This window comes from Streptomyces sp. NPDC005492, assembly GCF_040605995.1.
GTDB lineage: Bacteria > Actinomycetota > Actinomycetes > Streptomycetales > Streptomycetaceae > Streptomyces.
The window spans coordinates 324,220-336,280 of sequence record NZ_JBEXDX010000004.1; the positions used below are offsets into that span (position 1 = coordinate 324,220).

At 70.4% G+C, this 12,061-nt stretch carries 11 protein-coding genes and 1 pseudogene; 7 read left to right on the forward strand and 5 right to left on the reverse strand.

The window, feature by feature from the left end:
- Positions 1-166 precede the first annotated feature (166 nt).
- The 3 genes and pseudogenes from ABZT04_RS08525 to ABZT04_RS08535 form a co-directional block, all read left to right on the forward strand.
- Entirely contained in the window at positions 167-892 is a 726-nt protein-coding gene (locus ABZT04_RS08525; RefSeq protein WP_356054430.1) for a response regulator transcription factor, read from the forward strand.
- A gap of 13 nt (positions 893-905) precedes the next feature.
- Entirely contained in the window at positions 906-2,405 is a 1,500-nt protein-coding gene (locus tag ABZT04_RS08530) for an ATP-binding protein (protein ID WP_356054432.1), read from the forward strand.
- 157 nt (positions 2,406-2,562) lie between these two features.
- Positions 2,563-2,741, forward strand: a pseudogene (locus ABZT04_RS08535) (deaminase); the annotation flags it as partial.
- A 47-nt stretch (positions 2,742-2,788) separates the two neighbouring features.
- Here ABZT04_RS08535 and ABZT04_RS08540 read toward each other — a convergent pair.
- The gene (locus ABZT04_RS08540; protein WP_356054434.1) at positions 2,789-4,075 is read right to left on the reverse strand and encodes a VanZ family protein; all 1,287 of its coding nucleotides are present in this window, start codon (positions 4,073-4,075) and stop codon (positions 2,789-2,791) included.
- A gap of 91 nt (positions 4,076-4,166) precedes the next feature.
- Positions 4,167-4,928 (reverse strand): DeoR/GlpR family DNA-binding transcription regulator, encoded by a 762-nt coding sequence (locus ABZT04_RS08545; RefSeq protein ID WP_356054437.1) that lies wholly within the window; start codon positions 4,926-4,928, stop codon positions 4,167-4,169.
- 89 nt (positions 4,929-5,017) lie between these two features.
- Between ABZT04_RS08545 and ABZT04_RS08550 the strand changes: the two genes are divergently transcribed.
- Both ABZT04_RS08550 and ABZT04_RS08555 read left to right on the forward strand, forming a co-directional pair.
- Positions 5,018-6,196 carry an MFS transporter gene (locus tag ABZT04_RS08550; protein ID WP_356054439.1) on the forward strand — a complete coding sequence of 393 codons (1,179 nt, stop codon included), beginning with the start codon at positions 5,018-5,020 and terminating at the stop codon, positions 6,194-6,196.
- Between the two features lie 19 nt (positions 6,197-6,215).
- Complete coding sequence (locus ABZT04_RS08555) at positions 6,216-6,845, forward strand: HAD family phosphatase (RefSeq protein ID WP_356054441.1); 630 nt, start codon at positions 6,216-6,218, stop codon at positions 6,843-6,845.
- Here the strand turns inward: ABZT04_RS08555 and ABZT04_RS08560 are convergent.
- From ABZT04_RS08560 to ABZT04_RS08570, 3 genes are read right to left on the reverse strand one after another with little or no spacing between them, the layout of a single operon-like run.
- Positions 6,831-7,835: a TAXI family TRAP transporter solute-binding subunit gene (locus ABZT04_RS08560; protein ID WP_356054443.1), complete on the reverse strand. Its 1,005-nt coding sequence runs from the start codon at positions 7,833-7,835 to the stop codon at positions 6,831-6,833. The two genes, ABZT04_RS08555 and ABZT04_RS08560, sit on opposite strands and share 15 nt — an antisense overlap.
- The gene (locus tag ABZT04_RS08565; RefSeq protein ID WP_356054445.1) at positions 7,832-9,235 is read right to left on the reverse strand and encodes a HAMP domain-containing sensor histidine kinase; all 1,404 of its coding nucleotides are present in this window, start codon (positions 9,233-9,235) and stop codon (positions 7,832-7,834) included. Before ABZT04_RS08565 ends, ABZT04_RS08560 begins: the two co-directional genes overlap by 4 nt.
- A gap of 10 nt (positions 9,236-9,245) precedes the next feature.
- A complete protein-coding gene (locus tag ABZT04_RS08570; RefSeq protein WP_356054447.1) occupies positions 9,246-9,932 on the reverse strand; it encodes a response regulator transcription factor in 687 nt (228 codons plus the stop codon).
- Positions 9,933-10,186: 254 nt separating this feature from the next.
- Here ABZT04_RS08570 and ABZT04_RS08575 point away from each other — a divergent pair, with 254 nt between their 5' ends.
- The gene (locus tag ABZT04_RS08575) at positions 10,187-11,470 is read left to right on the forward strand and encodes an MFS transporter (RefSeq protein WP_356054595.1); all 1,284 of its coding nucleotides are present in this window, start codon (positions 10,187-10,189) and stop codon (positions 11,468-11,470) included.
- A 180-nt stretch (positions 11,471-11,650) separates the two neighbouring features.
- Positions 11,651-12,043, forward strand: coding sequence for a hypothetical protein (locus ABZT04_RS08580; protein WP_356054449.1), 393 nt, complete (start codon positions 11,651-11,653; stop codon positions 12,041-12,043).
- The last annotated feature ends 18 nt before the right edge of the window (positions 12,044-12,061 follow it).

Genomic DNA, 12,061 nt, shown 5'->3' on the forward strand with positions numbered 1-12,061 from the left:
GGAGTTTGACGGCCAGTCAGGCTGTTATGGAAGGAAGAACTCCAGGTGGGCGGAGTACCGGCTGCCGCCCCGATATTTCAGGTTCGACGTTTCATGTGACGGCCGCGTAAATCCCCACAGGCCACGCATGCCGTCCTCCCATGACGGGCCGCCACAATGCCGAACCATGTTTGACACCCCAGGGACTCACGACGGCGCGATTCGCGTGCTGATCGTCGACGACGAACCCGAACTGACCGAGTTGCTGTCCGCCGCCGTGACCGCGGCCGGCTGGCGTCCCTTCCCGGCGCGGGACGGGCGCAGCGCGCTGCGTATCGCGCACGATCGCGCGCCGCACATCGTCGTCCTCGATCGCATGCTGCCGGGCATGGACGGCGTGCAGGTCCTGCGCCGCCTCCGGAGCGAACACCACCGTCTGCCCGTGCTGATGCTCACCGCTCGCGACGAGTTGGAACACCGGATCGACGGACTGACCGCGGGCGCGGACGACTATGTGACCAAGCCGTTCTCACTGGAGGAGGTCATGCTCCGCCTGCGCGGGCTGCTCCGTCGCGCCGGACACACCGGGATGTCCGGGCACGAACCCGTCCTGGTGCTCGGTGACCTCGTACTGGGTGAGAAGACCCGCGAGGTGCGGCGGGACGGTACCCCGATCCCGCTCACCGCCAAGGAGTTCGACCTCCTCCGGTTCCTCATGGACCACCCGCACCAGGTGCTCAGCAAGACGCGGATCCTCGAACACGTCTGGCACGCCTCCTTCGACGGCGAGGGAAACCTGGTCGAGGTGTACATCCACGGCCTGCGCTCGAAGATCGACAAGGGGCGGGCGCCGATGATCAGCACCGTACGCGGTGTCGGCTACTCGATCAGGGCCGCGGAGGCCAACGCATGAGACGACACAGCGTATGAAAGGCCACCCGCGCCGTACGGACGGCCGGTCCCGCGCCGGTCTGGGAAGCCGCTCGTTACGGTTCCGGCTGGTGCTCTTCGTCTCGGTGGCCCTGGCCTTCGTCTGCGAAGCCATGGCGCTCACCTCGGTGGTCGTCCAGCGGATCTATCTGTACGGGGACCTGGACCAGCGCGTCGCGGACGCCGCCGAGCGAAGCCAGGGCGGGCTGCGGCACGGGCCGGGCGACGCGACGGACCTGGGCTTCCTCAACGAACAGGGACAGCCCACCGGTACGCTCGCGGGCCGGTTCGTCGACGGGCGGATCGTCGCCGCCGAGACGGTGACCGAGGACGGACACCGGCGGACGCTCACCGCCGCCCAGCGTGCGGCCCTCGACGGAATCCTCCCGGACGGATCGCCACACAGCCGTACCCTCCCCGGCCTCGGCACCTACCGCGTGACCGCCATCGGCGGCGACGGGGTTCCCGTGCTGGCCGGGCTTCCGATGGCCGGCATCGAGCGCGTACTCAAGCGGCTGGTCGTCATCGAGTCAGTCATCGCCTCCGTCGGCCTGGTGGCCGCGGCCACCGCCACCACGGCGGTCGTCCGCCGCCAGCTCCGACCTCTCGGCCGGGTCGCCGCCACCGCCGCCGAGCTGGCCCAAGTACCGCTGGATCGCGGCGAGATCGTCGAACTCACCCGTGTGCCGGCGTCGGACACCGATCCCGGTACCGAGGCCGGCCGGATCGGCGCGGTGCTCAACCGTCTCATCGACCACGTCGAGTCCTCGCTCTGCGAGCGGCAACGCACCGAGGAACGCATGCGGAGTTTCCTCGCCGACGCCAGCCACGAACTGCGCACGCCTCTCGCCTCGATCGCCGGATACGCCGAACTCATGAACCACGGGGACCAGCAGATCCCACCGGACCTCGCGTGGCAGCGGGTCACCGCCCAGTCGGCGCGCATGACAGGACTGGTCGAGGACCTTCTCCTCCTCGCCCGTCTCGACGAAGGGCGGCCCCTGCGGTCGGCGGAACTCAACCTCGCGACCCTGGTCGCAGAAGCGGTGTGGGACGCGCGGGCGGCCGGCGCCGACCACGACTGGCGGCTCGCGCTGCGCCTCGCGAACGGCCACGCGTCCGTCGTCGGCGACCGTTCCCGGCTCCACCAGGTGGTGGCCAACCTCCTGGCCAACGCCCGCCTGCACACGCCGGCGGGCACGAAGATCACCGCCAGCGTGGAAACGACCGAGAGGGAATGCGTCATCCGCGTCCGGGACGACGGTCCCGGCATCCCGTCCGACCTCCTCCCCTCGGTCTTCGAACGCTTCACCCGGGCCGACACCTCCCACTCCCGCGCGCCCGGCGCGGAAGGCGGTTCGGGGCTGGGTCTGGCGATCGCGGCGGCTGTCGTCCAGGCGCACGGCGGCCGTATCCACGTCGAGAGCGAGCCGGGACGTACGGAGTTCACGGTGGCACTCCCTTCCCCACTGCTGGGCGTGGGGAAGGTGCGGTAAGAGCGATGAACCTCGCCCTGGCTGTCGGTCTGTACCTCCGACACGTGATCGGATCACTCGCACACTGAGGAGACCATCATGTCTACGGAGCCCATACGTATCGGGCGTTCGCGCAGATGCGGTCGTCTCGACAACACTCGAACGCCCCCTCGACGGGTTGATGGCGGCCGGTCTGGTCGACCGTGTCCAGGTGACGTCCTCCCCGTGATCACCGGTCGGACCGGGCTGGCCCCGATCTTCCAGGGTGCGGCCGACTTCGACCTGGAGCTGATCGAACAACGGGCGCTCGACGGCCGCGTTCAAGAGCTCGTCTACCGGCCCTCGCTGCATGCCTGAGTCCCCCGCCGCGCGAGCATGATCCCGAGGGAACAGGGGCCCGGGGCTCAGAGAGACGAGCGTTCGTGGTCGTCGGCGCGGCGGGTGGTCGTGGTCGGGGCGGGGGCGGCCGATCGGGGGCGGGTCCGGGTTCGCGTGTGCGGGAGGGCCTGGTTGCGTACACCGGAGAGGACCTCGTGGGGGCCCAGGCCCTGCGGATGACGCCTGACGGCCCGCACATATGCGCCGATCAGGAGGGCGCAGACGACGGGAAGCAGCAGCAGGACGAGGCCGAGTTCCGGGTCGGCGGCGAGGCTGTACAGCAGGTTTTTGTGGTTCACCGTGCCCTCCGCGACGTCGGCCGACGCGGACGGCATGGCGAGGGCGACCGCCGCTGCGGCGAGGGCCCCGCCCGCGGCGAGGTACGTGAGTGCCAGGGCCGGGCTCAGGACCAGGGCGCGCAGCGCCAGTCCGGCGAGGCCCGGTCGTTCCCCGTCCGGCGTGGCCAGCCGTAGGAGCAGGACGCGCTTGCCCGGCGTCGTACCCGTCCGCCACGGGACGACGACGAACCACAGGCCGAGGACGGCCACCGGCACGAGAAGGTTCCATCCGTCGCCGGTCGTCATGTGTACGGCGATCACGGCGACCAGGGTCAGCACTACGGCGCCGAACACGTCCAGCAGCAGCGCGACGAGACGGCGGCCGAAGGGGATCCGGCCGGCGGCGAGTCGGGCCAGCGGGCGGCCGTCCAGGGCGTCCAGTTCGGGCAGCGCACGGACCAGCGGTCCGGCGATCGCCCAGCCGAGGGCGGCGCCCGCCGTGTTGACGATGAGGTCGTCGACGGCGAAGAGACGGTACGGGCACGGGTAGAGGCCCCACAGGCCGGTGTACTGGGTCAGTTCGAAGAACAGGGATCCCGTGAACCCGGCCGCCGTGGCCGCGACGGGGCCGCGCCGGAAGTGGGTCCGCACGAACACGCCCAGCGGCACCAGCAGGAGCAGGTTGAACACGGTCTGCCAGAAAGCCGGGTTGTGCAGGACGAGCGCGTCGAGGGTGACGCGGTGGTGTGCCTCCTTCCACAGGTCGGAGAAGGCGACGCCAGGCGTGAACTGCGGTTCGGCGAAGGTCGGATAGGCCTTGCAGACGTTCACCGACCGCCTCGGCAGGGGCACGATGGTCATACAGAAGGCGGTGAGCGCGTAGTACACGCCGCCGTAGAGGGACAGCACCCGCCAGCGCGTCATGACGCCGTGCCGCCGGTACAGGACGATCGCCGTCGGCACGAACATCACGAAGGCCAGGGCGGGGAAGATCAGCGCGGCCGTACGGATCGGCAGGAGGTAGGTCTCTGTCACGGCACCTCACTATACACACTACGTATACATGCCGTGTATAGAGGTTGTGTGCGACCGGACCGGGGGTGCTACCCGTAGCCTGGACCGCGACTCAGACCGCCCTGACGACGGTCCCGGTGTCTTCGAGTGCCGTGATCTCGGCGGAAGGTGCGGCGGTGTCGGTGACGACGGTGTGCAGGAGGGTGGCGGGGCCGACGTAGGCGTAGGCGGTGTGGCCGAGTTTGCTGCCGTCGGTGGCGACGACGACGCGTCGCGAGGAGTCGATGGCGGCCTTCTTCACGGCCGCGTCGTCCAGGTCGTAGGCGGTCAGACCCTGCGCCGCGCTCAGACCGCAGCAGCCCATGACGGCCGTGTCGAAGCGCAGAGCCGCCAGGGACGCGAGGGTGAGGGGGCCGGTGAGGGCGCCCTCGGCGGCCCGGGGCCGGCCTCCGGGCACCATCAACGTGGCCTGGCCCGGGCCCTCTCCGAGTACATGGATGGCCTGCAAGGAAAGGGCCATGACCGTGACCGGCCTCCGGCTCAGCACGTGTGCGATCTCCAGGCAGGTGGTGCCGCTGTCGAGGAGTACGGTCTCGCCGTCGGCGATGAGCGAGGACACCTCGGCCGCGATACGGCGCTTGGCGTCGACGGCCTCGTGGGCACGCAGGGCGAAGGGCGGCTCCTCTCCCCGCAGCAGCAGGGTGCGGGCGCCGCCCCGGACGCGCTCAAGGACACCCTGTGCCGCCAGCGCGTCGAGGTCACGCCGGATGGTCATCTCGGAGGCGCCGGTCAGTTCGGCCAGGACCTGGACCGTGACCCTGCCCGATTCCCTGACGGTCTGTGCGATCAGCCCGTGCCGGTCCGCGTTGCTCATTCCGTGATTGAACACCAGGCGAAACGAACATTCAATGTGTGTGAAGAGACAGTATTCAATCATCGAATGTGTTCGTTACGGTGGTTCGCATGAGCCGTTCCGTACGAGTCGCCCGAGTGGCGACCTTTGTCTACTTCGTCCTCTGCGGCACCACGATGGGCACCTGGGTGGTGCACATCCCCGCCATCGAGGAGCGTGTGGGCATCAGTCACGCCACGCTCGGGGGGCTGCTCGTGCTGCTGGGCCTCGGCGCCTTCGTCGGCATGCAGACGGCCGGGCGTCTGACCGACCGGCTCGGAGCGCGCAGAGTCGTCCCCGCCGCCGGGGCGCTGTGCAGCGCGACCCTGGTGCTGCCCGGTCTCGCCCGGGAACCGTGGACGCTGGGAGCCGCCCTGCTGGTCTTCGGGTTCTGCAACGGCTGCCTGGACGTGGGCATGAATGCCCACGCCGTGCATGTGGAGAGGGCGTACGGGCGTCCGGTCATGTCCGCCTTCCACGCCACGTTCTCGGTCGGCGGTGTCCTCGCCGCGCTCGGCGGAGCGGCCACCGCGAGTGCCGGCCTGAACCCTGCCGCGGGCATGGCCGTCGTGGGAGTCCTGGGCGTCGTGACCGCCCTGGTGCCCGCGCGAGCCCTGATGCCGACCGCGCCCACCACCGTCGATACCGATGCCGTCGTCAAACACCGCGGCACCGGCGGCCGTATCTGGGTCCTCGCCGCCCTGGCGCTGATGGTCATGCTGTGCGAGGGAGCCGCCAACGACTGGAGCGCGTTGCACCTGAAGGACGTCCTCGGCGCGTCCGAGAGCACCGCCGCCTTCGCGTACGGCACCTTCGCGGCGACCATGACCATCGGCCGACTGCTCGCCGACCGCCTGGTCACCCGGTTCGGATCCATGGCGATCCTGCGGTACGGCGCGGTGATCGCGGGCGTCGGCATCACGCTCGTCGCCCTCGCCCCGTGGATGTGGGCCGCGTTCGCCGGGTGGGCGCTGTTCGGTCTGGGGCTGTCCGGCTGTGTCCCGCAGTTGTTCAGCGCGGCCGGGCACGCCGACCCCTCCGCCGCGGGTGCCAACGTCTCCCGGGTCGCCGGGCTCGGCTATGTCGGCATGCTCGCCGGCCCCGCCGTCATCGGCTGGCTGACCCACCTCGTCGCCCTCAACCACGCCTTCGTACTGCTGACCCTGCTGTGTGCGATCACCGCGGTGGCCGCCCGGGTCCTGCGCACCGGATCCGACCGCCCGCGCGAACCGGCGACAAGCAGCAACTGACGACAAGGAACTCACGATCATGCCCGCCGACCGAAGCATCGTCCTGTTCGACCTCTTCGGGGTCATCGCCCGTCCCCAACGCCCCGGCGCCCTGGGCAGGATGGCCGCCCGGTGCCACGCGTCCACCGACGCCTTCACCACGGCGTACTGGTCCTGCCGACCGCCGTACGACGCCGGCCAGCAGTCCGCGACCGAGTACTGGACCGCCGTGCTGCGATGGCTGTCCCGGCCCGCCGACGCCGACACGATCGAGGAACTGCGCCGCACCGACATCGACAGTTGGTCACGTGTGGACGCTCGAATGGTCGCCTACGCCCAGTCCCTCCGCGGCGCCGCCGAGGTCGCCCTGCTGTCCAACATCCCCTCCGACCACGCGGATGTCTTCCTCGCCGCACAGCCCTGGCTGCACGACCTGGACCACGTCGCCCTCTCCGGGAAGATCAAGGTGGCGAAGCCGGACCCGGCCGCCTTCCAGCACTGCGTCGTCGCCATGCGGGCCGCACCGGCCGACTTCCTCTTCGTGGACGACCGCGAGGAGAACGTACGTGCCGCGCGGGCGGCCGGTATGCACGCACACCTCTTCACCGGTCGCGACGAGCTGGAAGCCGCCGTCGGCACCTGGTTGCCGTCCCGCTCAGCCGTGCAGTGAGCGGTAGGCGGTGGCCGCCCCGGGGTGCAGGGGGATGCTGCCCGTGCCGATCAGGCTGCGGACGTCGAGGAACTGGATGCCGACGGCGTGATCGGGAACGAGCGCGGCGGCACGGAGGACCAGCAGGCGGGTGAGCGCGTCGGCCAGGGGCCGGGAGAGGTCGGGGCGGCAGACCAGCAGGTTGGACACACCGATCGTGGCGACTCCGCCCGCCGCCCGGTACGCGCCGTGCGGCAGCGGCACCTCGGCCAGGCCCGAGCCGGCCAGACCGTCCCGTCCACCGAGCCTGGGCAGGAGCCCGGCCAGTGGCAGGAACCGTAGGCCGGGGTCGTCGTCCAGGTCCGACAGGACGGGGATCGGTACCCCGCCGACGACGAGCACGGCGTCGACCGCGCCCGCCCGCATGGCGTGGGCCACCGTGTCCATCTGGAGATGGCGCACGTGCACGTCGCCACCGGGCGAGAGGCCCGCGGCACGCAGGATCCGTTCGCCGAGTACGGCTCCGCCCGATCCGACCGCGCCGAGCCAGACGGTGTGTCCGGCCAGGTCGGAGACGGCCCGCACGGGCAGGTCGGAGCGGACGGCGAACTGGAGGTAGGTCTCGTAGACCCTGCCGATCGCGCGCAGCGGCACCGGGTGCGGGAAGGGCGTGGTGCCCTCGGCGGCGGCCCGCGCGGTGTCGGTGAGGGTGAGGGCGAGGTCGGCGCGACGGTCGCGCAGCATCTCGATGTTCTCCACGCTGGCCGCGGTGGTCAGCACTTGGCAGCGCAGATTCGGATACGCCGCTTCGAGTTCGGCCGCGAGGAGATGCCCGAACGCGGCATGAAGTCCCTCGGGTTCGCCGGTCGCCAGCCGCAGCACACCACTCGGTCCCGAATCCCGGAGCGGTCCGTCACCCGCGAGCGCACCACCCAGCAGGGCGACGGCCGCTGCGCCGAGGGTGGCGCGCAGCGCGGTACGGCGGCCGAACGCGTCCGTACGGGGGTTCATCGCGCACCCTCGTCGGGGACCGCGCGCGGCACGATCGCTCTGGCCCGCAGCCCTCGCGGCCGCGCCTGCTCCAGTTCCAGTCGGCCTCCCCGACCCGCCAACAGACGTTCGGCGATGGCCAGTCCCAGGCCCGTGCCCGACGTCCCGCTCTGCCGGTCCGAACGCCAGAACCTCCTTGTGGCGCGCGGGAGTTCCTCCGTGCTCAGACCGGGCCCGTCGTCCGTGACCGTGAGCACCGCGAGGGAGCCCTCCGTGGTGCAGCGAACTGTGATCTCGGTGTTCCGGCCCGCGTATTTGATGGCGTTGTCCACGAGGATGTCCGCGATCTGGGCGAGTTCGCGGTCCGTGCAGGCGGCCGTGACCGGGCCGGCCGCCTCGCTGGTGAGACGGGCTCCGGCGCGGTGGGCGACCGGTTCCCACAGCCGGTGCCGGGTCCGTGCCACCTCGGCCGCGTCGCAGTGGGCGTCCGAGCCGTCGGTCACGGCCAGTTCGCCGGCCCGGTGTTCCGCGGTCGCGAGGGCCAGCATGTCGTCCAACAGGGTTTCCAGGCGGTCGAGTTCGGTGGTGACCCCGGTGTACGTGCGCTCGGCGGAGGCGGGCAGATGGGTGTGCAGGGCGTCGACCCGCAGTCGGAGCGCCGCCATGGGGTTGCGCATCTGGTGGGAGGTGTCGGTGACGAGTCTGCGCTGCTGCTCCAGGGCCGCCGTGACGGTGCTCGCCATGCGGTTGAACCCGATGGCCAACTGCCGTAGTTCGGGCGGGCCGCCGGCCTCGGTCTGCGCCGGCGGTACCCCGGCGGTGAGTTGGCCGACGGCGCGGTCGAGACGTCGTAGCGGACTGACCACCCATCGGGTCAGCAGTCTGGCGAGGGCCGTGCAGGCGAGGGCGACCAGTGCCGTACCGGCGAGGACGGCGGCCCAGCGCCAGGTGATGTCGTGGGCCGCGGTGCGCACCGAGGCCCGCAGGACGACGGCCCCGGACACATGCGTGCCGGTGCCCGCGGGCTCGGCGAACATGGCGTATCCGCGTGACCAGGGGTGCAGCGAGCCGCCGGGGTGTGTGGTCGTGTTGCGCAGGGCCGCGTCGACCAGCCGGGCGACGGCCGGGTCGGTGGCCAGCATGCCGCCGGTCTGTACGACGGGGGCGCGCCCTGCGTCGACGACGACGAGCGGTTCGCCGTAGAGCTGGGTGTAGCGGCGGGCCTCGGCGATCAGGGAGGAGGTGTCGCCGGTCGCCGCGGCCTGGTCCGTGAGGGAGGCGAAGCGGTCGAGGTCGGCGCTGCGGGCGAGGACCAACTGCTGGGTGCGGTCGGAGGCGGTGAACAGCAGCAGCGGTACGGCGAACGCGGCCACGGCGAGGACGGCGAAGGCGAGGAGCGCCGCTTGGACCCGGGTTCGCACGCGCCGACCCTCAGTCTCCGAAGTCGGTGGCGTCTCCGAACCGGTAGCCGAAGCCGCGGATCGTGGTGAGGAGTTCGGGGCGGCCCAGTTTGGCGCGCAGTTGGGTGAGGTGTACGTCGAGCGAGCGGGAGCGGGACATGGCGTGGTGGGCATGGCCCCACACCTCGTCGAGCAGTTGCTCACGGCTGACCGCGGTGCCCGCCCGGCCCGCCAGCACGGCGAGGACGTCGAACTCCTTGGCGGTCAGCTCGACCTCCGCGCCGGCGACCTGGACCCGGCGCGCTTCGAGGTCGACCTCCACGTCACCGGCGCGGACCGTGCGCACGATACGGGCCCCTGGTGGGCCGGCGGCCCGTCGCGTGACGGCGTCGATACGTGCGAGCAGCTCGGCCAGGCGGACGGGCTTCACGAGGTAGTCGTCGGCCCCCAGCCGCAGCCCTCGCACGACCGAGCGCTCGTCGCCGCGCGCGGTGAGCACCACCACGGACATCGCGCTCACCGCCCGCAGGGCACGGAGCACGTCGAGGCCGTCGGTGTCGGGCAGGCCCAGGTCGAGCAGGAGCAGGTCGGCGCTGCGATGGTAGGTCAGCACATCCCGGCCGTACCGGACGCGCCGGGTGACGTGACCGTGGTCGTACAGGACCTCGACGAGGGCGGCCGCCACCCCGTCGTCGTCCTCGGCCAGCAGTATCTGCACTTTCCCGCACCTTTCTGTACCTTCCCGACCCTCCGTCTCTGTGGACACTTCTGTCAACAGAATTGTTAAGGAGAGGTTAGCTCCGTGTTCGCAGGTATCCGTCGGCCACCCGGAATCGGCCACTCTGCCGCTGACCCACCTCAGGGTTCCCCTCAGGAAGGAGTGGCACTGTGGCCACCAAGGACGCCCCCACGGACGTACCCGTCCTCGCCCGCAGCCCCTGGAAGGCGCTGGTCGGCGGTTCGGTCGGCAACATGATCGAGTGGTACGACTGGTTCGTCTACTCCACGTTCTCCGTCTACTTCGCCTCCGCGTTCTTCCCCGAGGGGAACGCCACGGCCCAACTGCTCAACACGGCGCTGATCTTCGCCGTCGGCTTCTTCATGCGGCCGGTGGGCGGCTGGCTGCTCGGCCGCCTCGGTGACCGCAAGGGACGCAAGGCGGCTCTCACCACGACCGTGACGCTGATGTCGCTGAGCGCCATCCTGATCGCCGTCGCCCCCACCTACGACCAGGTCGGCTACTTCGGCGCGGCCGTGCTGCTGATCGCGCGGCTGCTGCAGGGCCTGTCGGTGGGCGGCGAGTACGCGGCCAGCGCCACCTATCTGACCGAGGCGTCGGCGCCGGGCAAGCGGGGGTTCTTCTCCAGCTTCCAGATGGTGTCGATGAAGATCGGCCAGCTCGTCGGGCTCGGTATGCAGATCGGACTCCAACACACCATGTCGGACGCGACGTTGTCCTCCTGGGGCTGGCGCATCCCGTTCGTGGTCGGGGCCGTGGGCGCGGCGGGCATCTACTGGCTGCGGCGCAATCTGCTGGAGACCGAGGCGTACGAGGAGCTGGACGGGGACCCCGCGACCAGGGCGAAGCGCGGCACCCTGCGCGGGCTGCTCGACTACAAGCGCGAGGTCCTGCTGATCATCGCCTTCAGCATGGGCGGCACGCTGTGCGACTACACGTACTCGACGTACATGACCAAGTACCTCTCCAACACGGCCGGTCTGACAAAGGACACCGCGGCGCTCGTCAGCTTCTGCGCCCTGGTGGTCTTCATGCTGCTCCAGCCGCTGGCCGGCGGGCTGTCGGACCGGATAGGCCGCCGCCCACTGCTCATCGCGTTCGGCGTCAGCGCGATGTTCGGCACCGTGCCGCTGATGACGGCGCTGGGGCATGTGTCGTCGTTCGGCGGGGCGTTCGTGCTGATGCTGACGGGCCTGGTGATCATCACCGGGTACACCTCCATCAGCGCGGTGGTGAAGGTCGAGATGTTCCCCGCCCACATCCGCGCCCTCGGTGTCGCCCTGCCCTACGCACTCGCCAACGCCCTGTTCGGCGGCACCGCGGAATACGTGGCCCTCTGGTTCAAGAACGCCGGGATGGAGTCGGGCTTCTACTGGTACGTCACGGCGTGCGTGGCGATCTCGTTGGTCGTGTTCGTGAGCATGCGCGAGACGCGCGACGCGGTGTTCTTCCGGGACGGGAGCACCGATACGGCGACGGCAGGGACCGGGATCCAACAGGCGGGCGCCACCGCGTAGTTCAGCCCGCGCCTCCTTCATGGCACACCAGCCCATCAGCAACGGATGGTTGAGGAGCACCGGATACGAAAGTCGGGGGTCGGGTCCTCGTTCAGGGCGATGATCGGCTCGTAGCGCCGGCACAGACTGCTTGGGCGACGTCGGAGGGCGTCGCAATCCCCCTGACCAAGGAGTTCTGTGATGAGCGTTGTCGGAAAGATCCTGCTCGGAGTCCTGGGAGTCGTCGTGCTCGCCGGAGTGGGGCTGTGGACCGGCATCAGGCACATCGCGGGCGACATCAGCTCGCACACGATCACCGCGGCCCAGTTCAAGGGTGTGCACGTCGGTGAGGCCCGGGACGACGTGCACGACCGGATCGGCAAGCCCGGTGGTCTTCAGCCGGAGGACAAGCCCAAGGTGCCGGCCGGGACCACCTGTGACTACTACCTGCAGAAGAACGTGTCCCTGGAGAAGAAGCAGACCTTTGAGATCTGCTACCGGGACGGGAAGGTCGCCGCCACCCGGGCCCTGCCGTCCGCCGAGGAGGAGGGCGCCCAGGACAAGGGCAAGAGCAGTGGGAGCACCAAGCCCTGAGTCGCCCGGACTCCGCCT